The organism is Paraburkholderia sp. BL27I4N3, assembly GCF_003386115.1.
In the GTDB taxonomy this organism is placed as follows: Bacteria; Pseudomonadota; Gammaproteobacteria; order Burkholderiales; family Burkholderiaceae; genus Paraburkholderia.
The window spans coordinates 1,638,706-1,665,701 of the sequence record NZ_QREJ01000001.1 but is presented as its reverse complement, the minus strand read 5'-3'; the positions used below and the strand labels follow the sequence as shown (position 1 = coordinate 1,665,701).

The 26,996-nt window shown below is 57.0% G+C and carries 17 protein-coding genes and 3 pseudogenes; 17 read left to right on the top strand and 3 right to left on the bottom strand.

Translation table 11 applies throughout. The annotated features are described in order from the left end of the window. Positions 1 to 9 precede the first annotated feature (9 nt). From B0G71_RS07555 to nifV, 3 genes and pseudogenes are all read left to right on the top strand, one after another. Positions 10 to 3,051 carry a UvrD-helicase domain-containing protein gene (locus B0G71_RS07555; RefSeq protein ID WP_258875521.1) on the top strand — a complete coding sequence of 1,014 codons (3,042 nt, stop codon included), beginning with the start codon at positions 10 to 12 and terminating at the stop codon, positions 3,049 to 3,051. Between the two features lie 125 nt (positions 3,052 to 3,176). After that, positions 3,177 to 3,912 (top strand): annotated as a pseudogene (locus tag B0G71_RS07550) (IS6 family transposase). 424 nt (positions 3,913 to 4,336) lie between these two features. Then, complete coding sequence (nifV, locus tag B0G71_RS07545; protein WP_116140787.1) at positions 4,337 to 5,473, top strand: homocitrate synthase; 1,137 nt, start codon at positions 4,337 to 4,339, stop codon at positions 5,471 to 5,473. A gap of 305 nt (positions 5,474 to 5,778) precedes the next feature. On the opposite strand, the pseudogene B0G71_RS07540 reads toward nifV, so the two are convergent. Both B0G71_RS07540 and B0G71_RS07535 read right to left on the bottom strand, forming a co-directional pair. Next, positions 5,779 to 6,006, bottom strand: a pseudogene (locus tag B0G71_RS07540) (transposase); the annotation flags it as partial. A gap of 306 nt (positions 6,007 to 6,312) precedes the next feature. Next, on the bottom strand, positions 6,313 to 7,245 hold the full coding sequence (locus B0G71_RS07535; RefSeq protein ID WP_105512312.1) for a LysR family transcriptional regulator: 933 nt from the start codon (positions 7,243 to 7,245) through the stop codon (positions 6,313 to 6,315). Between the two features lie 646 nt (positions 7,246 to 7,891). Here B0G71_RS07535 and B0G71_RS07530 point away from each other — a divergent pair. The 6 genes and pseudogenes from B0G71_RS07530 to B0G71_RS07500 all read left to right on the top strand — a co-directional run. Further along, complete coding sequence (locus B0G71_RS07530) at positions 7,892 to 8,590, top strand: hypothetical protein (protein ID WP_105512313.1); 699 nt, start codon at positions 7,892 to 7,894, stop codon at positions 8,588 to 8,590. A gap of 95 nt (positions 8,591 to 8,685) precedes the next feature. Further along, positions 8,686 to 9,828, top strand: coding sequence for an ATP-grasp domain-containing protein (locus tag B0G71_RS07525; protein WP_241975112.1), 1,143 nt, complete (start codon positions 8,686 to 8,688; stop codon positions 9,826 to 9,828). Between the two features lie 604 nt (positions 9,829 to 10,432). Further along, the gene (locus B0G71_RS07520; protein ID WP_116140785.1) at positions 10,433 to 12,121 is read left to right on the top strand and encodes an NAD(P)/FAD-dependent oxidoreductase; all 1,689 of its coding nucleotides are present in this window, start codon (positions 10,433 to 10,435) and stop codon (positions 12,119 to 12,121) included. A gap of 36 nt (positions 12,122 to 12,157) precedes the next feature. After that, on the top strand, positions 12,158 to 13,498 hold the full coding sequence (locus B0G71_RS07515) for an amidase family protein (RefSeq protein ID WP_105512316.1): 1,341 nt from the start codon (positions 12,158 to 12,160) through the stop codon (positions 13,496 to 13,498). A gap of 86 nt (positions 13,499 to 13,584) precedes the next feature. Beyond that, positions 13,585 to 14,958 carry a carboxyl transferase domain-containing protein gene (locus tag B0G71_RS07510; protein ID WP_116140783.1) on the top strand — a complete coding sequence of 458 codons (1,374 nt, stop codon included), beginning with the start codon at positions 13,585 to 13,587 and terminating at the stop codon, positions 14,956 to 14,958. A gap of 517 nt (positions 14,959 to 15,475) precedes the next feature. Further along, positions 15,476 to 15,592: pseudogene (locus B0G71_RS07500) on the top strand (IS3 family transposase); the annotation flags it as partial. A gap of 58 nt (positions 15,593 to 15,650) precedes the next feature. Here B0G71_RS07500 and B0G71_RS07495 read toward each other — a convergent pair. Further along, entirely contained in the window at positions 15,651 to 16,598 is a 948-nt protein-coding gene (locus tag B0G71_RS07495) for a LysR family transcriptional regulator (protein ID WP_116140779.1), read from the bottom strand. Positions 16,599 to 17,081: 483 nt separating this feature from the next. On the opposite strand from B0G71_RS07495, the gene B0G71_RS07485 reads away from it, so the two are divergent. From B0G71_RS07485 to B0G71_RS07445, 8 genes are all read left to right on the top strand, one after another. Continuing rightward, entirely contained in the window at positions 17,082 to 18,233 is a 1,152-nt protein-coding gene (locus tag B0G71_RS07485; RefSeq protein ID WP_105512309.1) for a 2-aminoethylphosphonate--pyruvate transaminase, read from the top strand. A gap of 28 nt (positions 18,234 to 18,261) precedes the next feature. Beyond that, on the top strand, positions 18,262 to 19,557 hold the full coding sequence (locus B0G71_RS07480; protein ID WP_241975111.1) for an O-acetylhomoserine aminocarboxypropyltransferase/cysteine synthase family protein: 1,296 nt from the start codon (positions 18,262 to 18,264) through the stop codon (positions 19,555 to 19,557). 29 nt (positions 19,558 to 19,586) lie between these two features. Beyond that, positions 19,587 to 20,651 (top strand): fatty acid desaturase family protein, encoded by a 1,065-nt coding sequence (locus B0G71_RS07475; RefSeq protein WP_116140777.1) that lies wholly within the window; start codon positions 19,587 to 19,589, stop codon positions 20,649 to 20,651. Between the two features lie 17 nt (positions 20,652 to 20,668). Beyond that, positions 20,669 to 21,475, top strand: coding sequence for a gamma-glutamyl-gamma-aminobutyrate hydrolase family protein (locus B0G71_RS07470; protein ID WP_258875520.1), 807 nt, complete (start codon positions 20,669 to 20,671; stop codon positions 21,473 to 21,475). Beyond that, the gene (locus B0G71_RS07465) at positions 21,441 to 22,157 is read left to right on the top strand and encodes a LysE family translocator (protein ID WP_243658107.1); all 717 of its coding nucleotides are present in this window, start codon (positions 21,441 to 21,443) and stop codon (positions 22,155 to 22,157) included. The genes B0G71_RS07470 and B0G71_RS07465 overlap by 35 nt, the downstream gene beginning before the upstream one ends. Before the next feature lie 182 nt (positions 22,158 to 22,339). After that, positions 22,340 to 23,554 (top strand): GMC family oxidoreductase, encoded by a 1,215-nt coding sequence (locus B0G71_RS07460; protein WP_404935324.1) that lies wholly within the window; start codon positions 22,340 to 22,342, stop codon positions 23,552 to 23,554. A gap of 388 nt (positions 23,555 to 23,942) precedes the next feature. After that, entirely contained in the window at positions 23,943 to 24,962 is a 1,020-nt protein-coding gene (gene metA / locus B0G71_RS07450; protein ID WP_258875519.1) for a homoserine O-succinyltransferase, read from the top strand. Between the two features lie 117 nt (positions 24,963 to 25,079). Beyond that, positions 25,080 to 26,438 carry a glutamine synthetase family protein gene (locus tag B0G71_RS07445; RefSeq protein ID WP_199730251.1) on the top strand — a complete coding sequence of 453 codons (1,359 nt, stop codon included), beginning with the start codon at positions 25,080 to 25,082 and terminating at the stop codon, positions 26,436 to 26,438. Positions 26,439 to 26,996 lie beyond the last annotated feature (558 nt).

The window sequence follows — 26,996 nt, the reverse complement described above, 5'->3', positions numbered from 1 at the left end:
TCACTCGCCATGCAGATCGTTGAATATGTCGGCCTTGATACGTCACGAGTGAGCGCACAGTACGAAAAAGTACGTGCCGCGCTCGAGCGCGATGACTTTCGGCAAGCCCAAGTCAAAAAGCTGAGCAATCTTACGCACGGACATTTCTATCGCGCAAAATTGGATTATGCGAATCGCCTGCTGTTCACGTTGATCCGGCACGGCGATCACGTTTGCGCGCTGATGCTCGAAGTCATTGAACATCACGCCTATGAGAAATCCCGCTTCCTGCGGGGCGTCGCGATCGACGAGGACCGGATTCCCGATGTCGATGCGCTTACGTCTGATGGCGCGACGCCGGTGCGCTACCTACACCCAGAGTGCCGGGAAATCCATCTGCTGGGCAATATCCTGTCGTTCGATGATACGCAGGATGCCATCTATCGCGAACCTGTGCCGCTGATCATATCCGGCAGCGCCGGCAGCGGCAAGACTGCACTGGCGCTGGAAAAACTCAAGCAGGTCGATGGGAATGTGCTGTACGTTACCCAATCGGCCTATCTGGCCCAGAACGCTCGCGACCTGTACTACAGCCACGGCTTTGGGCATCCCCGCCAGGACGCGACGTTCCTGTCGTATCGCGAATTTGTCGAGAGTGTGCGCGTTCCGCCTGGACGGGAAGTTGGCTGGCGTGAGTTCGCCTCGTGGTTCACGCGGCAATTGCCATTCAGAGGACTTGACGCTCACCAGAGCTTCGAGGAAATCCGTGGAGTCATCGGCGCCGACGCTAACGGGGCACTCCGGCGGGAGCAGTATCTTGAGCTGGGGGTAAGTCAGTCGATCTTCCCGGCCGATGAGCGCAATCGTCTCTACGACCTGTTCGAGCGTTACCAGGCATGGCTCGTCGAGGCGAACCTGTATGATCTGAATCTGGTTGCCCACGTATGGCGGGCGTTGGCGAGCGCATGCTACGACTTCGTCGTCGTCGACGAGGTTCAGGATCTGACCGACGCGCAACTCGCGCTGATTCTGGCGACCCTGAAAAATCCGGATCAGTTCATGCTATGCGGGGATGCGAACCAGATCGTGCATCCGAATTTCTTTTCGTGGAGCAAGGTCAAAACCCCGTTCTGGCGCGATGAAACGCTCGCCTTGCGGCAGCAGTTAAAGATCCTGCAGACCAGTTTTCGCAACGCCCACGAGGTCACACGGATTGCGAACACGCTGCTGAAAATCAAGCAGCGCCGCTTTGGCTCCGTCGATCGCGAAAGCAACTTCCTGGTCATGTCGGTTGGCGACGAGGCCGGATCCGTAAGCCTGATTGCGGGCAGCGATTCCGGCACGAAAGTGCTCAACGACAGGACGCGTCAATCGACGCGCTTCGCGGTGCTGGTCATGCGCGATGAGGACAAGGCGCAAGCGCGCACGCATTTCCAGACTCCGCTGATTTTCTCGATCCACGAAGCCAAAGGCCTCGGATATGAAAACATCATTCTCTACCGTTTCATCTCCGGGCATCCCGCGCAGTTCGACGCGATCGCGCAGGGCGTCACCGCGAACGATCTGATGGATGACAACCTGGAGAACCGTCGCGCCCGGGATAAGACCGACCGGTCGCTGGAGGTCTACAAGTTCTATGTCAACGCGCTCTACGTGGCGCTCACCCGCGCGACAACCCATGTATATCTGATCGAGTCGGACCTCGGGCATCCGCTGCTGCAGTTGCTGGGACTGCAGCAACGTGTTGAGGGCATTGATGCGAAGACGCAGACCTCGACCCGCGAAGACTGGCTAAAGGAAGCGCGCAGGCTGGAGCTGCAGGGCAAGCATGAACAGGCTGAAGCAATTCGCGAACTGGTTTGCCAGCAACCAGCGGTCCCTTGGCGCGTATTTGATGAGGCGTGGTTGCGTGACACGATGGATCGGGTGTTTCGCCAGCCCGCGTCGGGCAGCAGATCCAGGCAGCAGCTGCTCGAATATGCGTGCAGCTACGATGAGCCGATTCTGGTTAGATGGCTGGCGACGCGGGTGCGTTTCGACGCCGCACGACATCTTGAACAGCAGCGCGCTACGCTTGGGCGCAAACATCTGTCGGCGTATTTTTCCGCGTGCTCCAGGGAGGTCCTGCAGCACTGCGACCGCTATGGCGTGGACCATCGCACCCCGATGAACCAGACCCCGCTGATGGCGGCGGCCGCCGCCGGTAACGTGGCGCTCGTTGAGAGCCTGCTTGAGCGTGGCGCGAACCCCGAAGCGACCGATCACCTCGGACGTAACGCGCTGCACTGGGCATTGCTCGAGGCGTTTCGCGATGCCCGGTTCGCGCGCGGGCCGTTTGCAGCGCTGTATGAGCGGATTGCACCGCCATCCATTGACCTGATGAGCGGTGAACGCCTGGTTCGCATCGATCGGCACCTGTCCGAATACCTGCTGGTGCAGACACTCTGGGCGCTCTTCAAGTCCCGTTTTGCAGTGCCAGGTGGGCGTGCACGTGGGGGATTTGAGGCCGCATCGATCCTGGACGCGTGGCGCGATCTGCCGGACCACATCCTGGCTCCAGAACGCAAACACCGCGAGTACCTGTCCGGGCTGTTGTCGCGTAATGAAATAACGCGCGACTATTCCTACAACCGCCATCTTTTCACCCGTCTCGCGCAAGGGTGGTATCAGTTCAACCCGGCGTTGGCAGTACGGTGCCGGGATGCATCCGGTGAGTCGTGGGTCCCCCTCTATGAAGCGCTGAATGTGCGACTGATCGCGGAAAGCGCCGATCCACGGTACCTGAGCCACATTAACGCGCTCATGGAAAAGGCACATCTCGCTCCACTGTCGCCGCCAATCGTCGCATCTGGGGGTCGCGAGGTGCCAAAGGCGCTTCCCTCGCCGGTACGCCCCCTGGCGTCGCACGCCGGATTTTCGGTGGGCGATATAGTCAGCTTCACTGACAAGGCGCTGCACACCCGCACCGGCACAATCGTACGGCTTAACCAGAAGACAGCGGCCATCACTTGCGCTGACTCTGAAGGGCATTGGCGAGTCTCCTACCTTTTGCTACGACGGAGCACGGCATAGGGATGTGGTACAAGCCAGATTTCGCGCGCTACAGCAAGAAGCCCTTCGGCGCGCGTCAAGCAATTGTCGCCTCACTCGTGCAGCGGCGTTGTCACGTTCGCGCGCTGGTCAGCTAAGATGACGTGATGAAAAAGACGAAATCGCTCTACCCTGGCCATCGATTTCCGGCATCAGTCATCAGCCACGCGGTTCGGAGGTATTTCCGCTTTCAACTCAGCCTTCGCGACATCGAGGAGCTACTGTTCGAGCGCGGCGTGGTTGTCAGCCATGAATCGATCCGGTGGTGGACGGACAAGTTCGGCGCCAGTTTTGCGCATCAGGTCAGGACTGCCAGTCGCAAACCGGGCAGCACATGGCATCTCGACGAAATGTTCGTGACGCTGCGCGGCGAGCCCTGGCTGCTGTGGCGTGCAGTCGATGAGCACGGCATTGAACTCGACATCCTGCTTCAGAAGCGCCGCGACAACGCCGCTGCCAAACGCTTCTTCAAACGGGTGTTGGCGGCCTGTCCTGCGGCGCCGAAGAAAATCGTCACCGACCAGTTGCGCAGCTACCCGGCCGCGAAAACGGAGATCCCTGAGCTAGCGAATGTGAAGCACGTTTTCGTCAAGGCCTGCGCGCGCGTGAACAACCGCGCTGAAAACAGTCATCAACCCACGCGTGAATGCGAGCGCCGGATGCGAGGTTTTCGCTTGCCCGAACGCACGCAGTCATTCCTGTCGTGCTTCGGTCCGATCCGCCAACACTTCGCTCAAGCGTCATCTGCTGAGCGCCTCGCTCTATCGCAAACAGCTCGCCGCGCGATTTGAAGCATGGCGTCTCTTCACCGGCATTGCCCAAGCTCCGACCACCGTGTTCTGAGACACGACTGTCCTGACCGATATCTCGTCATGGAGTCAGCAACGTGACAGCGCCGTCGCAACCCCACCTCGGCACATTGATGTCGTTCGGTCCTGGGGACCCCCAAGCGCTCCCACTTCTCCGGAGGGAGGGCGGCGTCCATTCCATCTCGACCGGTCCATGGCCAAATTGCTCTTTTAATTATTTCGAGTATGCATCAAGCGAACAGGTTCGACATTCCATCCGCTAGCGGATGGAACCGATCGAGCCACCTCCAGCGCGGCCGAATTGTCCGGAACGTAACATTCGCGACACGAACAATCGGACGATGCACCGCCATAACCCGACATTGTGCCGGTCGACATCCCGCAAATTGTGCCCCGACTGTAGATGCTCGCTTGGCACAACGCTTGCAATCCATCGGCGACAACTCAAGAGACCTGACATGCTCAATCCGATCATCAATGACACAACGCTTCGCGACGGCGAGCAGACCGCTGGCGTCGCATTTCGCACTGAGGAAAAATGCGCAATCGCCGCCGCACTGTCGCAGGCCGGCGTGGCCGAACTCGAAATCGGAATTCCTGCCATGGGTGAGGACGAAATGGCGTGCATCGCTGCAATCGTCGACCTGAACCTCGACGCTCGCCTGATGGTTTGGGGGCGCCTCACCGACGAGGATCTCACCGCGGCATTGCGTTGTGATGCCGATATCGTTCATCTCTCGGTTCCCGTTTCGGATATTCATTTGCAACACAAGCTGCGGCAGTCGCGCAGTTGGGTACTGGCGCAGATCGCACGCGTCGTCGGCGAGGCAGCGAAAAACCATCCCAGAATTTCCTTGGGCATGGAAGACGCCTCGCGCGCGGATCCCTCATTTCTCGTAGAAGTGGCTCAATGCGCGCAGCAGCACGGCGCCCAGCGCGTGCGCTTTGCCGACACTGTCGGTATCCTGGACCCCTTTAAGACCTTCTACGCCATTGCAGCGCTACGCGTTGCCGTCGATCTGGAGATCGAAATACACGCGCACGACGACCTCGGGCTCGCCACAGCCAACACACTAGCCGCCCTTGGGGCCGGCGCGACCCATGCGAGCACCACCGTCAACGGGTTGGGTGAGCGCGCCGGCAATGCAGCGCTGGAAGAAGTCGTGATGGGCGCACGGCACCTGCTGCGACGAGAAACTGGCGTCGACACCAGAGCGCTGCCCGACATTTCGTCGTTAGTCGAACAAGCCTCAGGCCGCGCAGTTTCCTTAAACAAGAGCATCATCGGTAGGAACATCTTTACTCACGAGTCGGGCATTCACACCGACGGCCTCGCGAAGCACCCCACGACCTACGAGGGATTCGATCCGGCAGAGCTCGGCCGGCAACGGTCGACGATACTCGGGAAACATTCTGGATCTCAAAGTGTGCGTGAGGCCTACGACGCACTAGGCGTGAGGGTGTCGGAGCGGCTCATCCCGCTCCTGCTTGCGCGCATCCGCTCTTTCGCCACGCAGTACAAGCGGGCGTCGAATGCAACCGATTTGCGCCGCTTTCTGACCCAAGCCTGCGGCATACGGGTCAAAGTGCCGTAGTGTGGTTATGCCCACGCTTGTCGAGCTGGTGGGGCGGACTGCGGAACTGGCTATGCCGAGCCGGGCTATGTGGAGGATGACTACTGGGAGCAGACGCTGGCGATCCGCCTGACGCAGCGCTCGACGACCCGGGACTGTTAAGAAGCCTTAACAAAATGATATTAGGGGCTGTTAAGGAATCGCTGATTAATAGGCCATCCCGCGAGGTTGTCGGCGGCGATGGGTCGGAATTTCCGGATGCCGAAATGAAGCGTTGGCAATTCTGGTGAGTTTGACCCGAGGATGCGCCTCATTTCTCGCACTTTTCACACGCGTGACGGACTGCTCCCATGAACCGACCGCAACCGGTTTCGCGCGATCGCCAGGTTCGCCAGGGCGAACAGACTGAACAGTTGCGCCATGTTCTTGGCCAGTCCCTTGTAGCGCACCTTGCGATGACGGAACAGGTTCTTGACGATATGAGACGGATGCTCGACCCGTGCGCGAATCTGCGCCTTCGTTCGCTCGACCTGGATCACCAGATCCTTCAGCGGACACCTCAGCGATGACGGCCGGGCCTGATAAATCAGTGTTTCCCTAATCCGGCCAATTGCCCAGCCAATTCTGTTTTTTTGTGCAAGATTAGTGTGCGATATCAGTAATCGTGAAAATAATGTTAATAAATTTGATCCGGATTTTTCATTGACATTCGTCAAAGTTCGCCCGCCGGCTTCTTGATCTCGCACCAAATCTCCGACTGGACGCTTGCGTTAGGATCAAGACTGTTCGGCGCAACTATTCTGCGGATGTCGACGCATCGAAAGATCGCCCCTTCGACGCAACCCACGGCACGACGTAGATTAGTTGGGAAAACGTAGCGGCATGGTGGCGCGTTCTCTGCCGAGTGCGCCGTCTTCTGGCAAACAGAGTTGCAGCGAGCGAAAGAGGAAGCGCTGCAGTGCGGTTGCTGCGGACGTGCGGTCGTTCGACTTCGCGTGGCTGAATAGACCGAATTCAGCCACAGGCGGCATCGGCAGCCCGACAGCACGCGGATCGATCACGTGCATAGTATCGCGGCGCACGTGCCAGTCGAGCAGTAAAGCAATGCCGAGTCCGGCCTCAACGGCCGACTGGATCGCCGACAGGCTCGTGCTCGTGCAGGCAACGCGCCACACGATGCCGGCGTCAAGCAACGTCGCAAAGAAGTTCTCCTGCCATCTACATGCTCCGCCGAATGCGATGATTGGTAGGGGGCCATCACGCAGGTCGGCATTGCGGGAACGTGCGGCGGCCCAGCGAAGCGGTTGCCGCCAGGTAACGAGCGGCTCCGCGTGGATCAGCGCAGGATCGCCGATCGCGAAATCAAGTGTGTTGCTTGCGAGCCGCTGCGATAACGCCGGGCTCGCATCAACGACTATCTCCAACGAGACATCGGGAAACGATGCTGAGAATTGCCGCAATGCATGGCGAAGGTGACTCATTGCGATGTCTTCCAGAATGCCCACCCTCACCGTACCCGAGACGTCACCGACAGTCAGTGCGGAACGGGCCGCGAGGCCAATTTCAAGCACCTTGTGTGCATACGGCAGTAGCAGGCTGCCCGCCGAGGTCGGCTTCACGCCGCGCGGTGAACGTTCGAGCAGGCGTTGGCCGACTTCGTCTTCGAGACGCCGAAGGGCCATGCTCACGGCAGCCTGGGTGCGATGAAGAGCCACCGCAGCATTGCTCACGCTGCCGGCCTCTATCACCGTAACGAACGTACGCAGCAGCGTGCTGTCGAGATCGCGAATCATCAATTCCCCTCATGCAAACATAAAGATTATCAGGTTATACCACGCATACAGCCGCGGTTAATATCCTTCCGTCACTCACGCAGAGAGCATAGATGAAGAGGAATTGAACGGACAGCAAACCGGATACGCGTTGCTGAAAGCGTCCGTGACATTCGTGCGTGCTACCGCGCCGATGTCCACCGTCGCATTCATATGCGCGATCCAATGAAGTACAGTACCGTTACCCGCGACGATGGCATACGGCACGATTAGCACAACTTGGCTACCACACCGCTTTGCGGTGTTAGCGCTCGTGGCCATGGTCCAGCCCCCTCTCGAGAAGGAGTTTCCATGTGGTGGCACACGAGAAGATCGAACCAGCTAGCTTCAGTCGACAAAAAACATTCGAGGCGAGAGCGTTCCGCAACGTTTGGCACGAATCCACTGGCAAAAGCCTAGCTGATCAAAAATCGTCTAGGAGCGCCCGACAGTACGCCCTGTCACCGCACAGCGACTGCAACGCGGCTTAGCCCCCACTGCAGGGGAATTCTCAGACTCTCCAAGGGACATCATTGCTTATTGTAAAGGCAGCTGTACCCCTGGTTCGTCCGGCTCAGGCATAAACAGTAACCGGTGCGCCCTGTTTTTTTTCGATCTGGATGGTTATATGAATACAAGCAACGATCGAGCACGTCTTGAGCGAGTCGCTCAAGACGCAGTCGCCCAGATGTTCGCTACTTCGCCGGAGACCGCCGCCTTCCATCGTGGCGATTGGATCGACAGTGAATACTATCGCCGCCACCTCATCGAAACAGTGTTGCGAATCCGCCTTAACAACGAGGTCGACGCGTTCGCGCTGTACAAAATCGGCTTCAAGGACAACACGCTCGCGCAAATTCTCGCGCAATACCTTGCAGAAGAATATGGGCATGAGGGGCTATTTCTGCGTGACATCGAGAAATTCAGCCTGTCTGCAGCCGAGATCGACTGCACCGCACCTTTCCACAGCACCGACAAGCTGATTGGCTATCTTTATTTGAGCATTAGCCGCGACGGTCCGCTGTCGACAATGGTTTGGAACTGGTTTGTCGAATGGTATTCGAATCGCTATAACAAAATCATCACCGAAGCAGGAGCGCGCGCGTTCGGGCACGATCTCGTGAAGCGTTCGCTCGACCACATTCAGCACGACGGATCTCACGGTCACGATGATGTGATGTGGGTCGGTCTGCAGCGGGCAATCGACGGCTGGGGCGGAATCAAACAGGCTGAGACCTATTTGCGCCACTTCGTCGAACTGCTCCACGAGTACTTCGACGAGCTACTTGTGGCGACCACGCCCCGACGCGAAACTGTTGCTATATAAGGAACGTCCCCATGACCGCCATCATAGTGATTGAACCGGCGTCGTCCGGCACGGCGCTTGTCGCCGCCGCTGCGCGCCTTGGTGTCGCTGCGCACGTGTTTTCCGCCGAGCGCGTCGTGCCGCGTGACCTACGGGCGGCCGTCACGTCGTTCACGGTGGTGGACACTGCTTCGTCGAGCGCCGTCGCAGCCGCCGCATGCGCCATTGGCGCCGATGGAATCGTACCTGGGTTCGAATACTCAGTCGATGTAGCGGCGGAAGCGGCCGCTCGGCTCGGTCTCCCGCATCTGCCGCTCGAAGCGGCAGCGCTCACTCGCGACAAGTACCGCAGCCGATCACACCTCGCAATTGCGGGACTGGCGGGGCCCCGATTCGCCCGAATCGCAGATCGCCGTGACATCGTGACGGCCGCCTCGCAGGTCGGCTTTCCAGCCGTTGTTAAGCCTGTGGACGGCTGCGGTAGCCAGCACGCGACGCGCGTCAACTCTCTTGTCGAGCTGCAGCTCGCGGTCGAGCGCGCCATGCGCCACGGCGTTGTAGATATGGGCCGCGAAATTGGCCACGTGTTGCTACTTGAGCAATATGTCGAGGGTCCGGAGTACAGCATCGAAGGTTACGTCGGCCGACATGGGCCGCGCGTGCTTGCGGTGGCAGAAAAGCTGCTGAGTGCCGAGCCGTATTTCGTCGAGATGGGGCACATTGTCGAAGCAGCGTTGGCGCCAGAGCATCGTACAGCGCTGGTCGCTTACGTCGAGAAGGTCGCCGCGAAAATCGGCCTCAACCTCGGCGTTTTCCATGCAGAGGCGCGCATGACGCGCGACGGCCCCGTGCTCATCGAGATCGCCGCACGGCTCGGAGGTGATCGGATCTACCGGCTGGTTGAACTCAGCAAGTCCATCTCCTTGCCAGAAGTGATGATACGCAGTCATCTCGGCGACACCGATCCAGCGCCCCTCTGTGATGCAAGGCATGCGACGTGCGTGAGCGGTGTGCAGTTCTTCACGCCCGTAACTGGGCGCTTCGCCGGCGCCGCTGCGGTCGAACGCGTGCGCGCGACGCCCGGCTTCGAAGAGGTCGAGGTTCTTTCGCACATCGGCGGTACAGTCCTAAAACTGACGGACTTTCGCGCCCGCGTCGGACATGTGCTGTTTACGGCCGCAGATCGCCCGACGCTCGATTTGCGCCTCGCCGAAGCGCTGAAAGCGCTAAAATTCGATCACGCCGATAACGGTAGCTGAAAAATTTTCGCGACATGAGAATCAACTGATCCTCCGAGGGTAATCGCATAGTCGTGCTCAACCGTTGGTCCGACGAGTTCGCTGCTTAATATCACAACATCGATGATGCCGTCACGCTGCGCGCGGGACTGGACGCCAATCGGCGCCGTCGCCCCCAATCCGGAGCGCGAGTCAGTCGTCACGATGGCCTCGCACACCGCACTTAAACAGCCTTTGGCTACATGACTGAGGCGAGTACCTTGACACGCGCCGGCTGACACCACGCCAAACGGATTGTTCAGGGCGGACGAAATAGCTTGCGCACGCCCGAAATATCTTCTCACAAATCAACCAACTCCCTTTATCAGTAGTGAGTCATGGCTGACGAAGCTACTCTCACGTTAGCTTGCTACAAACATCAATTTTATTTGTTTGATATGACCGCAGTCGATTTGATATCGTGGCATCCATGGATATTCACCATGAATAGCATTTTTCTGCCGAGGAGCAGCACAGCTATCGGCAACGGAATAAATAACCTCGATCTCTTCTGTCGAAGGTCCCTGCGCTATTTCCAGCCATCATCATTCCTCAAGTGGATGCATTGCCACAAAGGAGAAAATCCATGAAAAATCACGTCGCATCTTCACAAAGTCCATCACCGACTGTTGACCTATTGTATGACTACGCGCCGTTCCTCCAGCTCTGCGAGTCTGAAGGGGCAATCGGCTCCTTTTCATCACGCACTCCAACTCCGCGCGTTGCCATCGTGGGGGCCGGTATTAGCGGTCTTGTGGCGGCGACTGAGCTGATGCGGGCAGGCGTAAACGACGTTACGGTCTTTGAGGCCCGCGATCGCATTGGAGGAAGAATATGGTCACAAGTATTTGATCCGCGGTACCCGCACCTTATTGCTGAAATGGGCGCAATGCGGGTCCCTCCGAGTGCAACCGGTCTTTTCCATTATTTGAACAAACACGGCATTTCCACGACCACGTCTTTCCCCGATCCAGGAGTGGTTGATACCGAATTGCATTATCGCGGCACTCGCCATACCTGGCCGGCGGGAGATTCACCGCCACCTTTGTTCAGGCTTGTTCATGAAAGCTGGAGGGCATTTTTACAGGAAGGGTGCGTGATCAATGGCACATCTCTTGTAGCGCCGGCAGAAATCACGGTCATGTTGAAATCACATCGCTTTCAGGAAGCGCGTGCGGCATGGCAAACGTGGCTCGATGTGTTCCGTGACAGTTCTTTCTATGCGGCCATTGTCGCGATTTTCACTGGCCCTCGCCCCCCCGGAGGTATCCCTTGGGAAAGGCCTTATGACTTTGAGCTGTTTGGCTCTTTAGGAATAGGATCCGGAGGTTTCCTACCTGTTTATCAGGCCGGATTCACCGAAATACTGCGCTTGGTCGTTAACGGCTATCTGGATGATCAACGCCTGATTTCCTGCGGAATCTCTACACTGGCTGAGCGCCTGGCGGGAGCGGAGATCGCAGGGTGCTCCGTTTCTGAACGGGTTCGCTTCAATAGCGTGGGTCGCATCTACAAAGAGAATGGAAAGATAAAACTGGTAACTGATGAAGACGAGGCATTGGTTTTCGACCGAGTGATCGTCACTAGCAACAACAGGGCAATGCAGATGGTTCATTGCCTGACCGACGACGAAACGTTTCTCAGCCGCGACGTCTCACGAGCCGTCAGGGAAACGCATCTTACGGGTTCCTCAAAGCTGTTCATGCTCACCCGCGACAAGTTCTGGATCACTAAAGACCTGCCAGTCACCATCCAGTCTGACAGTTTTGCGAGAGGAGTATATTGCCTTGATTACGAACCCGATAAGCCAGATGGTCAGGGTGTAGTTTTGCTTAGTTACACTTGGGAAGATGACGCTCACAAGCTACTGAGTGTTCCCGACAAAAAACAGCGGTGTGAGTGCTTTGTTGACGACCTTGCTACATTCCATCCAGAACTTGCGCGCCACCTGGTTCCCGCCGATGACGACTATGAACGTAGCATCCTGCACCATGACTGGCTGACCGATCCGCATTCTTCGGGTGCCTTTAAGCTCAACTATCCGGGCGAAGATGTTTACTCGCAGCGTCTCTTCTTTCAGTTCAAGACCGCGAATGATCCCGCATGGGATTCCGGCCTTTATCTGGCAGGATGTGGCTGCTCTTTTACCGGTGGGTGGATTGAGGGAGCTGTGCAGACGGCTGTGAACAGCGCCTGCGCCGTCATACGTAGCGCAGGAGGAAATCTTTTACCGGGCAATCCTCTTGACGAGATCCGCAGTGCTTATCGTTACTGACATCGGACAGGATGACATCCTATTCGCGGAAATTTTATGTATCCAAAAAACACTGTGGAATCGCTTTGCGATGGCATACGTACCGGTGCACTTTCAGCGGCTGAAATCCGGGAGCGTGCACTCAGCGCTGATTCGCATCTGAAAAAGCTCAACTGCTTCATCCGCACTTGCGGCCCGGACGCGCATTTCGCTAAAGCGAATGATGCCCTGAAAGGCGCACCGCTCTACGGCATTCCCTTTTCCTTAAAGGACAATATTTGTGTTAAGGGGCTCCCTGTCACTGCCGGGACACCGGGGATGGAAGGTTGTATAGCCACGCGCGATGCGCTTGTTGTCAGAAAGCTGAGAGCGCTCGGTGCTGTCGTTGCCGGCAAGAACAACATGCATGAACTCAGCTTTGGTATCACATCGGTCAATCCTCGATGGGGAACGGTGGGAAATCCAGCGGCTCCAGGGCATTTGGCTGGTGGCAGCAGTGGCGGCTGTGCCGCTGCTGTGGCAGCCGGTATCGTTCCGATGGCGATCGGAACGGACACCGGCGGCTCCGTAAGGATACCGGCCGCCTTCTGTGGTATCACCGGCTTCAGGCCCACAAGTGGTCGCTGGTCTTCGGCCGGAATCATTCCAGTTTCTCGCACGAAGGATTCGCCGGGCCTTCTGACGCGGACGGCGAAAGATGCATTACTTCTATATGATCTGCTGTCCCCCGATAGCCACCTTCCGACAAAACAGAAAAATACTCGCGGCCGAATAGGCCTTCCGGCCTCCATGTGGACTGACCTGGAGGATGATGTCCGAAAGTATTGCTGGCATGCCGTCAGGCGATTGACTTGCGCTGGTTTCCAGTGCGTTGAACTGGATGACGCGGTTGTTGCTGACCTGAATAGAACCGGAACCTTCACCATTCCGGTTTACGAATTCTTCACTGACTTTCCCCGCACATTGCTTTCCTTAGGATGGGGAAACAGGATAAATGCTGTATTTGATAACATTCGCGACAAAATTGTTCGCAACATCATTCACGCCAATCTTGGTGGACAGCTTATATCTGCCGCAGATTATTCATCAGCAATCCAGAATATAGGCGTCTTACGTCTACAAATAGACTCGCTGTTCAGCACTCGAGGCATCGATTTTCTCGTGTACCCGACAGTTCCGCGTAGCGTCCCTCATCTGAGCGATGCCAGCAGGCCGGGACTGTTTGCCGAGGTGATACGTAACACCGACTTGGCCAGCAACGCCGCGATACCTTCTATCACCCTTCCAGTTGCTCCCGATGATGCATTACCGGTGGGGTTGAGTATTGACGCCGCGCGGGGCCAGGACCGCCGCCTTCTGGCCGCAGCAATGTCTATGGAAGACATTTTGGCTTCCTGAAAATGGGGCTGCCATTCAACACCGCACAGACGCACGGCACCGATAACAGCCAACATTCATACGCATTGCCAGGAGGCAGATAGCTAATGCAAATTTCGTTGAAAAGAATAAACGTGCTCTTTGACGCAGATAGTTTTGTTGACCGTCAACCTGCCGCAAAAAGTCATTTCATCTGCGGCGAAGGAACCATAAATTTGGTAAAAACCTTTCTGGTCATGAATCGCGGAGGAGACTGTGAATTTCAGGGAGGCGGACAGTGGCGCACTGCCGAGCAGATCATCAGCACGGTAACTCGGGCCCGGGATAAACGTGCCCCCTTAATCTACATTCAGGACAAGGCAGGAGGGACAGGCAGTTTCGACACCACGAAAGTGCTCTCGCCGGACATGGCCAGATTACTTTTATCTCCATTCGGAATGGGCAGGGTCAGTGCATCCCTCGCAGAATTTTCAGAAGGAAATTTGCTAATTTCCGTCATACTCGGTCCGACCTCAGGTCCACTTGCTTTACCGTTGATGCTCGCAGACCTAGTGTTGATGACTGAGAAAGGTGCTCTATGTATGGGTCGTCCGGATATGGTGAAGGCAATGCTGGCCCAGGAGTCCGATCTCTATTCGCTAGGTGGAACAGACGTTCACAGCAAGGGCTCGGGCTCGGTTCAACTGGTATTCAAAGATGAAGAAAGTTTATTCAAGTGCATAAGAAAATTACTGCATGGAAGTTTCAAAGGCAAGGGACCCCATGGCCTTGAATATGAAGAACCCGATGCGGTTGATTTTGAAAAATTAATTCCAACAGATCATCGCACACCCTATGACATGCATCATTTGCTGAATTCCTTTATCGACAAAGGCAGCTTTACGGAAATAAGCGCCGAATACGCGGAGGAAGTGTTGACCGCCTACGCGAGCATCAAAGGAAATTTCGCTGCAATTATCGCCAACAACCCCCGACATAATGGAGGTGCAATTTATCGGAAATCCGCCTCAAAAATGGTAAAAATGATAAATATTGCCGCAAAAACCAACATGCCAATCATATTCATTGCCGATATCCCAGGATTTATGATCGGCAGAGAAGCTGAAAAAAGTGGCATATTTTCGGCCGCAGCGGAATTATTCAGAGCACATGTTCGATGCAAGGTACCAAAATTACTGCTCGTTGCCAGAAAAGCGTATACGGGAGGAGTGTACGCCATGGGTGGTCCTGGATTTGACCCTGTGGCAGTACTGGCGTATCCGCGGGCCCACATCGGCGTTTTCAGCCCGGACACGATGAAGAAAGTAATGTCTGAGTCTGATGAAACCACCAGATCCATAATGCGAAAACTGACCGATGAAATTGAAAACCCAGAATTGTTGAAAATTAATGGGCTGATTACTGATGTCATCGAGATAGAACATACTCGAGAACAAATTACCAAGTATTTGTTCCCTGTAGGGAGTGAAGCTAGCGCCTGAGTTGAATCGCAAGCGTCTCACTTCCACAGTCCAGCGCAGTCTGCTTGTCGGTAACGCGGATACATGGCGGGCGGATATCACCGCATTAAAGGGCGAAGTTTCGCGGTTTGGCCTCGGTCTGCCGTTGTTGAGAGCTAGCGAGGAGTTGCATGCGGCGTCGACTGAAGCCGACGCCGACCGAATGTCGACGAACCAAGTTGCAGTCTCCAGCGAAGCCACGCTCAACCGCGAGCAGATCCAGAAGGACCGAGAAAATGTTGAAACAAGCGCTTGCTGGCCGTGGAAGTCCGACGTTAAGTCGTGAGTTCGGTGCACGGAGTGGTGGCAGGCTGCCGAACCATCGCGATCACTCACAACCGTCCGAGAAACCTGTATTACATAACGGCCGCTAGCGTCGACCGACGACAGTCCCCGTGGCGCACAGCACGCGTACTGTGAGCGATAGACTTCATTAATGATCATCTTCAGCACCCAGCGACCGCGCAGTCGCAGCGTCGTCCATCACCGCAGCGCCATTCAGGCAACAACCAGATTGACACATGGCTTGCCGTTCGCGCCGAACCTGCTCGATCAGGCGTTTGCCGTCACCGCGCCGAATCAGGCCTGGTGTGGTGATATCCGTTATGTCGCCACAAAACCCTCGAAACCCCACAGATCCATGCCGCAAAAGCCTTGCTGAAAGATCCCATTTTCTAACCTGGGTGGATTGGTCTTCGCGTGGTCTCACGCGGAGCAACCATGCGTGACGCCTCCTGCAATATTATCTCCCGCATCCAGTTGCTTGCCGGATCACTGCTGTGAAGGGCAGACCATTGGACGGCCTCGGTGAATGCGGGCAGTGGCAGCGGAAGTTCGACGATCCGCAGAGGCATCGTTTTTTCGAAATGCTTGGCCAGCCTGAAGGGCATCGTCCCTATACGGTCAGTGTTTATTAGCATAGGCGGGATCATGCTAAAGCTCTGCACGATGACCTCGTTCCGTCTCTTGAGACCGTGCTCAAGCAAAAACCACTCGTCGATGGAGGGCCGCCGCGTACGTCCGAACCTGACCGAAACGTGCCCCATCGACATGTATCTCTCGAATGTAAGCTGCCCTGATAGCTGCTTGTTCGTGCGGCAGCCTACGCACACGAGTGTCTCCTCGAACAGCTTCGCTTTAGGATGCGCGCTCGACATGAACAATTCCGGCAAGATAAGAAAATCGGCTTCGCCGCGCCGGAGAACCTCATCGGGGTCATCGGCAAGTGGTAGCAATTCGAAGCCGACGGCGGGAGCTTCCCGTGCAATACGCTCCACGATCTTTCGAAAAAATACGACTGCCATGAAATCGGAAAGGATGATCCTGAAGCGGCGATCCGATTTGGCCGGGTTGAAGACGTCCCGGGAAATAACGGAGAGCTGGATGTGCACCAGAGCCTCGCGGATTGGAGCAGCGAGCCCTTCAGCACGCGGTGTGGGGACAAGTTCCCGGCCCCTCATCGTAAACAGTTCATCGCAGAAATAGGCGCGTAGCCGGGCGACGGCCGCGCTCATGGCCGGCTGGCTCAGGTTGATGCTGCGTGCCGCCGCGGTGAGGTTACGCTCGGTCATCAGAGCATCGAGCGCGACGAGGAGATTTAGATCGAGGCCCTTGAAACGCATGATCCCAACTTATAAATAATGTGGAGGTGTTCCATCAAAACAATCGACTTTACGAGTTGTGCGGCATGGAGGATAGTGTTCCTGGTACATCCGATTGAGTTTCGTCAACCTGCTGGCGCCTTCGTGGTGCCGGGGTAGCGGAAGAAGTGTGCGGTAGAACTGAGCGAAGCCGAGGAAATGACATTGCAGCAGTTGTCGGTCAATCACATGCATCGGGGCACGCGAGCGCGGCCCTGTCGCTGCTCGGACACAGGATCAAGCGCAAGCTACTCCAGCGGGCTTACTTCCACCGCCCTCCCATAGGATTCGTGCATCCGTCGATTCCATGAAGATTGTGGAGCTACTGAGCCTTACTGCAAGCAGCTCGACACTCGCCCACCGCCAGATTTTGCACAGACAGGAAGATTCCCCTGTGAAAACTTTGCCGCGCGGCAAAGCGTTCGTACCGCATTTGCATATAAACGTCTAAATTAGGAGTGCTATATGTACGGCCAACATCATTTCTTAATGACACCAGGCCCGTTGGCCTTGAGCGACGAAGTGAAGGCGCAGATGCAATTCGATATGGGCTCGCGCGACCGGAGCTTCAAAAACATCACGGCTTTGGTGCGTGAACTAATGATCGAGCTGATCGACGGGAATGACACACATTCGGTCGTCCCAATCCAGGGCAGCGGTTCCTACGGTATGGAAGCTGCGCTGGCTACCTTCATCTGTCCGTCTGATCGGCCGCTCGTCTGCATCAACGGAATTTATGGCGAGCGGATACTGAAGATATTGGAGCTGCGAGGCGTGCAGACCGTCAGCATGAAGGCGCCGAGCGATCAACCGCTCTCGGCCGCCGACATCGCCGCGTATCTGGAGCAGGACCGCACGATCACGCACCTTTGTTTCGTGCATTGCGAGACGACTACCGGTGTCATTAATCCACTCGATGCGATCGTGGATCTGGCTAAACGGCGCGGCGTCAGGACGATCATCGACGCGATGAGTTCTTTTGGCGCCACCGACATCAGTGCCAGGAGAATCGCTTTCGACGTGCTCGTAACGTCCAGCAATAAATGCATCGAGGGGCCGCCGGGCGCGGCTTTCGTCATCGCATCACTTGATCTGCTCAGGAGCAAGGGCAATCCGGTCAATTCCTTTGTCCTCGACGTCCGTAATCAGTGGCAAAGTTTCGAGCAAACCGGCGAATGGCGATCCACGCCACCCACGCATGTGATCCAGGCATGCGCAAAAGCGCTTGAAGTACTTGCCAGTGAAGGCGTGATTCACCGCGGCGAACGTTACGGCGCGGTGCGTGACGAAATCGTCCGCTCGACCGAACGATACGCATCGCCACTTCTAAACGCCCAAGTGCGCTCACCCGTGTGTCTGGCGCTCACGGCAAACGGCATCATTAATACCCAGAGGGATTTCGATGCGCTTTACGCGCATCTCACCAACTACAACCTCTATATCTATTCGAAGCTGCATCTTCAGACCCGCAGCTTCAGGATCGGATGCATCGGCTCCATCAAGCCGGCATGGATCCGCCTGCTGGCGACCGCATTTCGAGACTTTTTCGACGCGTCCCGGATTACCGGAAAGGCGTCAATCCACCCCGAAGCTGAATTCGTCAAAGAGGTCTTGTAACATGTCACGGAATATTCCCGGCACGGAAATGTCCCGAGAAACCGCGCTCCTGTATGCCGGTTATCGGCACGACCCCATCACCAAGGCCGTCGCGGTGCCGATCTACCAATCCACCGCCTATGAGCTCGACGGCGATCTGTCGAAGATTGCCGACATCTACAACGTCAAGGAAGACGGATTCACCTACACGCGGATCATCAATCCAACCACGCGCATCCTGGAACAGAGATATGCCACGGTGGACGGCGCCGCCGATGCACTCGCCGTGGCGTCGGGACAGGCCGCAACGTTCCTTGCCCTCGTGAATCTAAGCAGCGGGCAGCCTGGCGACAACGTGGTGGCATCGAAGTACCTGTACGGGAATTCTTGGAACCTGTTGTTCAACACGTTCAAACGGCTGGGCATCGAGGCGCGATCGGCCGACCCACGAGAGGTGTCATCGTTCGAATCGCAGATCGACGATAGAACCGTCGCGATCTTCGGCGAGGTGTTTTCCAACCCCTGTCTTATACCGTTTCCCGTCGCGGCGCTTGCCGAAATCGGCAAGCGCCGCGGCATTCCGCTTGTGGTCGACAACACGACCACGCCGCTCGTGTCCCGCCCCGCTTCGCTTGGCGCCGCCATAACAACATATTCGGCGACGAAATACATCTGCGGCCACGGCACGACGCTGGGCGGGTTGGTAGTCGACAACGGCAACTTCGCCTTCGACGATCCTTCCCGCTTGCCTTTACTCAATGAGCCCGACGAAGCGCATGGCGGAATACTCTGGCGCGATGCCGTGCGGAAACTGGGCGACCTTGGCGCGAGCGCCTATCTCCTGAAGGCACGGATGACCTGGCTTCGCGATACCGGTGCCGCGATCAGTCCGTTCGCGAGCTTCCAATTGATTCAAGGCCTAGAGACGCTGCATCTGCGCATGCAACGCCATTGCGAAAACGCGGCGGCGGTGGCCAGTTTCCTGAAGCAGCACCCGAAGGTCAGGCGCATCTCGTATCCGGGGCTCGCCACTGGACGCGATCGCGAACTCGTTGACGAACTGGTCGACGCCCGCGTCGGTCATGGCGCCATGATCATGTTCGAACTGGACGACGAGGCGGCTGGCCGGGCGTTCATCCAGAACATCCGGCTCATGTATCACGTTTCGAACGTGGGTGATGCGCGGACACTCGTGACGCATCCCGTCTCGACCACTCACACCACCGTCCCGAAAGAGAAACGCGAGGCCGCGGGAATATTCGACGGATCGATCCGCCTGTGCGTCGGCATCGAAAACGTGGACGACGTGATTTTCGATATTCAACGCGGGCTCGACGCCATCTGATGCCCAATCCGGCGAGGAAGATAACCATCATGGAAACGTCTCAAGTCTGGAAACTGCGGAACAAGCGGTTCGATACATTCCATTTCTCCCGCGACATCACGCGGGATCTGTCCGAATTGCGACCGGACAATATCACCGGCGCGCTGTACGTGCTGAAGGACTACCTGGTCATACTGGCTTGTGCGTTTGTCACGGTTCGGTTCAGTTGGTGGCTTTACCCAATTGCGGTGCTCATGATTGGCGCGCATCAGCGGGGGCTGACGACGATCTCGCACGATGCCGCCCACCGGATACTCGCGAAAAATACAAAATGGAACCATTTTCTCGGCATTACGTTCGCCGCCTATCCGATCTTTCAACGGCACTGGGCCTATCGCGTTTCCCATGTGCATCTTCATCATCCGTACCTTGGCGATCCCGAGCAAGATCCCGACCTGCAGTTTTTCATCTCTTCCGGGGTTTATCAGGTGCGCGAGCCGCGCGAGTATGCGTTTTCGATCGTCTGGAAGGCCATTCTGGGCGGGGCCACGCTGCGCTATCTGAAGTACCTGTGGCACAACCGCTTTCTGATTTCGAACAAGGACGACAAGAGCGTCGACAAACGGGGCGCCGCCATCGATTCCTACGGGTTCGCGGCCTTCTGGGTGATCATCATTGCCGGCTTTGCCAAGGCCGGTGCGCTGCATTTACTGGTGCTGTTCTGGCTGATTCCCTATCTGACCACCTTCCAGATACTGGGCTGGTTCATTGAGATCGCCGAGCACTCGCCAATGTGCGAGACCGAGGTCGAAAACGTCTATCTCACGCGCAACCGAAAGGGCAACCTGATCGAACGGCTGCTGTTCGGCGTAAATTTCGATGAATACCATCTGGAGCACCATCTTTCGCCCGGTGTTCCGTTCTGGCTGTTAGCGCGCGCGCAGAACATCCGCATGCGCGATCCGAACTATGCCGAGATTACCGATTCCTGGGGCGGCCTGTTTGTGCGTGGCCCCAAGGGGCAGCCGAGCGTCATCGGCCAGTTGCTCGACCGGAACAGGCGTCTCTACGACGCGCGGCGTGCATCCCTCTCAACGGCGGTGCAAGAGCAATGATGGACAAACCTCGTGATGTGGGTCGCGCCGTCGTCGGAGTCACGGCCAATCGTCACCTTTACGACGGCGTTCACCGTGACTGGTTGCGGCGGCGCTACATCGATGCGCTCGACCGGCACGCATCCGTCGAATGCGTGATCCTGCCAACGATCGACGGCGATCTGCCCTGGGACGCAACCGTGCGCAATTTCCGCGAAGTGATGCGGCGCCTGGACGGCCTGGTATTGACCGGCGACGAATCGAATCTCGATCCCAGGATCTTCAACGAGCAGCAACGCGTCTGGAATCGCGGGGAAGACGATGTCATTCCCGGCGAGCGAGATCGGCCAAGGGATCGTCTGTCATGCGTCGCATTGTCGGTCGCTATTGAACTCGAAATGCCGGTCCTCGGTATCTGCCGCGGTTTGCAGGAGATGAGCGTTCATCGGAACGGCACGCTGCATGCCGACTTGTCAGTGGTGGGCCAAGGCATCGTGCATAGCGAGAACCCGAACGTGCCTCGCGATCAGCAGTATCTCCCCGTTCATACGATCCAGGTCGTTCCCGGCGGACTACTGTCGTCGATCGTCGAGAACCGCGAGCTCTACGTCAATTCCCTGCACAACCAGGGCATCACCACGGTGGCGTCCGGTGTTCAGTTGGAAGCGGTCGCCGAGGATGGCGTGATCGAGGCTCTGTCCTACACGACGTCAGCGGCCTTTCAACTCGCGGTGCAGTGGCACCCCGAATGGCATGCCGCCGCCGATACCACGAGCCGGAAGATATTCAGGGCATTCGGAAGTGCATGCCATGCTTATCAATCAACGGGGCAATTGTCGAAATAGCGGCCGGGCCGGTTTTTTGGCAATCCAATCTCCCTTGCAATTCAATCGCATCTTCAGGCTAACTGGACGATTTATGGATTTACATTTGTTGGCTTTGTTTTCCGTTGCCTTCACGTCCGCAATCGCCGTGCCCGGCCCCAACGTTGCGTTTGCAGTTGCCCAGGCGATCAGGCATGGAATCAAAACGACAATTCCCGGTGCATTATTCGGTTTTGGGCTGGGAACCGCCATTCACGCGACGGTCGTGCTGTCGGGCGTCGGTTTGATCATCTATGACCATCGCTGGATCCTGACTTACCTACGATGGATCGGGGCGATCTATCTCGCCTACCTCGCGGTCGGCGCCTTCTTCGCGAAATCCGGGCCGAGCGACGGGAAGGTCGGCGATTCGAGCCCGAAGCAGATGTTTGTCGATTCGCTGCTCGTTTCCCTGACCAACCCCAAGGGATGGCTGGCCAGCCTGCTCACCTACCCGAGTTTCATCAGCCCGCGCGTTTCGTACACCATCCAGGCAATCTCCTTGGGTCTGGCGGCGATGGTCATTTCGCTCTCGATCTATAGCGGGTATATGTTCCTCGCCCACAAGGCGCGCGCGGCCTTCGACAACAAATCTGCATTCAACAGGGTAACAGGCGTGATTTACGCGTTGGTCGCGCTTGGTCTGATCCTGTCTCCTTATTGACGGACTGGAATCACCGATGGTTTATCGATCAACGGCATGACAAAAAGGAGCACCATGATCTTCGACTATATTTTAATTGGCGGTGGCAGCGCGGATCGATCATCGCGCGACGGCTCGCCGATGCGAATATCGGCTCGGTCCTGCTCATCGAAGCAGGACCACCTGACGAGGGAATCCCCGCGATGATGGATATCTCCCGTCTGTTTGAACTCGATTCCGGTACGGACTGGGCGTTCCTGACCAAACCCAAGAAGCATTCCGGCCGCCAGATCACGTACTCGCGCGCCAGGATGCGGGGCGGCTGCGGCAATCACAACGACTGTGCCTACCTGGTACCGCCGGAAGCGAATTTTGATTCATGGCGCGAGCTTGGTGCCGATGGATGGTCAGGAAAGGATGTCAGACCGTATTTCGAGCATCTGAAAGAACGCGTCACGATCGAGCAGCGTCCGGAGCGACACCTCGTTTCGCGCGCGTTTATCGAGGCAGGTGTCGCGCTCGGATTGCCGAAGGTCGATTTCGGCATTGGCATGCTGACCTTGAACGTGCACGGGCGCCTGAGGAATTCGTCGTCCGTCGCCTACCTCCATCCGTTGACGTCCTTGCCCCCTAATCTGGAGATCCAGACCGACACGCTCGTCGGCAGGATCAAGTTCATCGGCAGCGTGGCCAGCGCCTGCCTCACCGGGAGGGGGCGCATTGCCGCCGGGCGGGAAATCATTGTTTGCGCAGGGAGCATCCAACCTCCTCAGCTTCTTTTGAGCTCGGGAATCGGCGATGCGGTCGATCTGCGTGAACTCGGTATCGACGTGGTCCACCACAGTCCCGGTGTCGGCAAACACCCGATCGATCACTACTCAGTGCCGGTGATTTTCGAAACGGCGGCGCCGGTACCCGACCGGCACATCACGCCTTACGAGGCGATTGCCATGCTGAACACCACACCGGGCGCGCAATCGGTGGAGAGCCAGCTACAACTCGGCCCGACGGCCGGCTGGGTCAACGGGCGGTTCGGTGACGAATACCAAGCGTCGACCCCGAAGCGAGATCTATTATTGCGCTCGAGCCGAATGTCGCCAGAAGCCGGAGCCACGGGTTCCGAAAATTACCTCCCCCGATATTTGCGTCGCGCCGACAATCGACCTCAACTATCTTTCGGACGCCGATCATTACGACGAGAATATTCTGCTCGAGAGCGTTTCGTTTGCCGGCGGCTGGGCCAGACGGAAAGCTTCAAGAGAATTATCAGCAAGGAATTGCTGCCCGGCCCCGACATTATTCAAGAGAGCGATCTGCGCGAATACATCCGGAAAAATTGCCAGACGTACTATCACGCTGCCGGCACCTGTCGAGCAGGCTCCGCCAACGATCCGAACGCCGTCGCGTCCCCGATCTGAAGGTCAAGGGGGTTTCCGGGCTGCGCGTCTGCGACGCGTCCGTGTCCGTGTCCGTGTCCGTGTCCGTGTCCGTGTCCGTGTCCGTGTCCGTGTCCGTGTCCGTGTCCGTGTCCGTGTCCGTGTCCGTGTCCGTGTCCGTGTCCGGCGATGGTGTCGGTCAATATCAATACAACCGTCACGATGGTCGGCGAAAAGGCAGCAGATCTGATTGTTTCCGGTGCCAGGCAGTTTGCTTCCGCCGAAACTGGCAGCCAGTCAAGCGTGGATCGGCAAGTACCTGGCCGATCGATGCCGATATCGGCCAGATGCTCGGATTGGCATCGTCTCAGTCGCGCACTGAAGCAGAAAAGACGAATGAATACGCTGCAGAATAAATCGCAATTCCCGTATGGTTTCCGTGATCGATGCCGGCTGCGGCGAAAGCCGCGACCGAATCGTTTTGATACCTGGCGTACGTTTAACTCATAACGGAGGCTGCAAGCCCATGCCAATCAGAATTCCCAAAGGTTTGCCCGCAGTGTCCGCACTTGAGACGGAAGGCGTCACGGTGATGGACGAAGAGAGCACGGTATATCAGTATCACCGGCCGCTGCGCGTTGGCTTGCTGAATCTCATGCCAAACAAGATCAGTACGGAAATCCAGATTGCCCGCCTGCTCGGCGCCACACCGTTGCAGGTCGAATTGACGCTCGTCAAGATCACCAACCACGCGCCCAAGAACACGCCGACTGAACATCTCGTGTCGTTCTACCACGACTGGTTGGACGTCAAGGCGCAGAAATTCGACGGATTCGTCATTACCGGGGCGCCGGTCGAAACGATCCCTTTTGAGGAAGTCAGTTATTGGGACGAGCTCGCCAGCATCTTCAACTGGACGCAAACCAACGTCCACAGCTGCTTCAACATCTGCTGGGGGGCCCAGGCGGCAATGCATTATTTTCATGGCATGCCCAAATACGCGCTGAATGAAAAAGCCTTTGGTGTATTCAGGCATCACGGCCTAAAAATCGACTCGCCGTACCTGAAGGGTTTTTCCGACGATTTTGATATCCCGGTGTCACGCTGGACGGAAATGCGGCACACCGACATTCCGGCCGACAGCGGCGTCTCTGTGCTCATTGACTCGGCGGAAACCGGCCTCTGTCTGCTCAACGACTGCAAACATCACGCGCTCCAAATCTTCAACCACATCGAGTACGACTCACACACGCTGGCCGACGAGTACTTCCGCGATCGAAACGCGGGCAGAGACATCCATCTTCCGAGAAACTATTTCCCCGACGACTGCGAAACCTTGCCGCCAAAAAACCAGTGGCGTAGTCACGCACATCTGTTGTTCGGAAACTGGATAACCCAGATTTTTCAAACCACCCCATCCGATCCGGGCAGGATCGGCATCGATCGATGATGGCCGCCCGACGGCGTACGCCCATGCGGATTGGAACCACCTCGGCCCCGGCCGCCCCAAGGGCCTCCCGTGCAGATAATTGAAATGACACCTTCTTCTTGATAGATGGCTGAAAACATGAGCATGAAATTCGATGAATTGAAGCACGCAGTGACCTCTGGCGCCATAGACACCGTGCTCGTCTGCATGGTGGACATGCAGGGCCGCCTGATGGGAAAGCGGTGTCATGCCGATTTTTTTGTCCATCACGGCTACCAAGAAACGCACGCCTGCAATTATTTATTGGCCGATGACATGGACATGCTGCCGGTGCCCGGTTATACCAGCGCCAGTTGGGTGGACGGTTATGGCGATTTCCTGCTCAAGCCCGACCTCTCCACCTTGCGGCGGCTGCCGTGGCTCGACGCAACCGCATTGGTGATCTGCGACGTGTTTGATCATAATGGGCAGCCGGTTGTCCATTCGCCGAGACAGATTCTGCAGAAACAGTTGCGCCGGCTGGCCGATCGCGGTATGTGCGCCTGTTTCGCATCGGAGCTGGAGTTCTATTTGTTCGATGAATCCTACGAGGCGATATCGAGAAAAAAATACAATAAGCTGGAGACATTCGGCGCCTACAATCAGGATTACCACATCCTGTCGACAACGCGCCAGGAATCCGTCATGCGCCCGATCAGAAACGGACTGCACGGCGCAGGAATCGCCATTGAATGCTCTAAGGGCGAAGGCGGTTCGGGTCAGGGAGAAATCAATGTCCGCTATTCCGACCCGCTGGTGATGGCCGATCACCATACGATCATTAAGCACGGTAGCAAGGAGATTGCGGCACAGCATGACAAGGCGATCACCTACATGGCAAAGTGGAGTTATGATCTGGCAGGTTCCTCCAGTCATGTCCACGCCTCGCTGCGGTCGCTGGACGGGCGACCGCTGTTTTATGACGACAAGTCGCCTCACGGCATGTCCGATCTGATGCACCATTACCTTGGGGGCCTGCTGAAATATTCGAAGGACATCACCCTCTTTCTGGCGCCCCACATCAACTCCTATAAGCGATTCCAGATCGGCACGTTCGCGCCGACCAAGGTCGCATGGAGCCAGGACAATCGGACGGTCGGTTTCCGCCTTTGCGGCGAAAGCTCGGACGCCGTCCGCGTGGAGTGCCGCATCGGCGGTGCGGATCTGAATCCGTATCTCGCTTTTGCGGCCCTGATCGCGGCGGGTCTTGCGGGCATCGACGAGAAACTGGCATTGCCAGACCCGTTTGTCGGCGACGCTTATCGGGATGCCGAGCTACCGGAAATTCCGAAAACGCTGCGGGACGCCACCGACATCAGTTCGAATTCGACGTGGCTGCGCGAGGTGTTGGGGAACGAGGTCGTCGATCATTACGTGCACGCCGCGCGATGGGAGCAGTTCGAATACGATCGGCGGGTCACGGATTGGGAGTTGGCCAGGGGATTCGAGAGAAGTTGAATCGCCACGGCACTGCCACGTTAAATTGTTCGCGACGCGATAGGGGTTGCCCTTCTACGAGCAGAAAGTTGTCAAGGTCATTTTCGAACTGACTCGTGAATCGCCGACATGTCCCTCCTACACCTCGTCAGGACGAGGTGATGTTGCTGTAGTCGAATCTGCCGGGAGCACCCGTTTTGCAGTATCGAGTCCATATGTCGTAGCGTCCATCTGGGGCCTCTGTTCCTCAAGTGGTTGTGTCGCAACTCCACTTCGGCACATTGATGTCGTTCGGTCCTGGGGACCCTGAAGCGCGCCCACTTCTCCGGAGGGAGGGCGGCGTCCATTCCATCTCGACCGGTCCATGGCCAAATTGCTCTTTTAATTATTTCGAGTATGCATCAAGCGAACAGGTTCGACATTCCATCCGCTAGCGGATGGAACCGATCGAGCCACCTCCAGCGCGGCCGAATTGTCCGGAACGTAACATTCGCGACACGAACAATCGGACGATGCACCGCCATAACCCGACATTGTGCCGGTCGACATCCCGCAAATTGTGCCCCGACTGTAGATGCT

Bases quoted from the DNA above. Each gene is read 5' to 3' on its own strand.
- B0G71_RS07555 (WP_258875521.1), top strand. From the start codon at position 10: ATGCAGATCGTTGAATATGTCGGCCTTGATACGTCACGAGTGAGCGCA.
- nifV (WP_116140787.1), top strand. From the start codon at position 4,337: ATGCTCAATCCGATCATCAATGACACAACGCTTCGCGACGGCGAGCAG.
- B0G71_RS07535 (WP_105512312.1), bottom strand. From the start codon at position 7,245: ATGATTCGCGATCTCGACAGCACGCTGCTGCGTACGTTCGTTACGGTG.
- B0G71_RS07530 (WP_105512313.1), top strand. From the start codon at position 7,892: ATGAATACAAGCAACGATCGAGCACGTCTTGAGCGAGTCGCTCAAGAC.
- B0G71_RS07520 (WP_116140785.1), top strand. From the start codon at position 10,433: ATGAAAAATCACGTCGCATCTTCACAAAGTCCATCACCGACTGTTGAC.
- B0G71_RS07515 (WP_105512316.1), top strand. From the start codon at position 12,158: ATGTATCCAAAAAACACTGTGGAATCGCTTTGCGATGGCATACGTACC.
- B0G71_RS07510 (WP_116140783.1), top strand. From the start codon at position 13,585: ATGCAAATTTCGTTGAAAAGAATAAACGTGCTCTTTGACGCAGATAGT.
- B0G71_RS07495 (WP_116140779.1), bottom strand. From the start codon at position 16,598: ATGCGTTTCAAGGGCCTCGATCTAAATCTCCTCGTCGCGCTCGATGCT.
- B0G71_RS07485 (WP_105512309.1), top strand. From the start codon at position 17,082: ATGTACGGCCAACATCATTTCTTAATGACACCAGGCCCGTTGGCCTTG.
- B0G71_RS07480 (WP_241975111.1), top strand. From the start codon at position 18,262: ATGTCCCGAGAAACCGCGCTCCTGTATGCCGGTTATCGGCACGACCCC.
- B0G71_RS07475 (WP_116140777.1), top strand. From the start codon at position 19,587: ATGGAAACGTCTCAAGTCTGGAAACTGCGGAACAAGCGGTTCGATACA.
- B0G71_RS07465 (WP_243658107.1), top strand. From the start codon at position 21,441: ATGCTTATCAATCAACGGGGCAATTGTCGAAATAGCGGCCGGGCCGGT.
- B0G71_RS07460 (WP_404935324.1), top strand. From the start codon at position 22,340: ATGATGGATATCTCCCGTCTGTTTGAACTCGATTCCGGTACGGACTGG.
- metA (WP_258875519.1), top strand. From the start codon at position 23,943: ATGGTTTCCGTGATCGATGCCGGCTGCGGCGAAAGCCGCGACCGAATC.
- B0G71_RS07445 (WP_199730251.1), top strand. From the start codon at position 25,080: ATGAGCATGAAATTCGATGAATTGAAGCACGCAGTGACCTCTGGCGCC.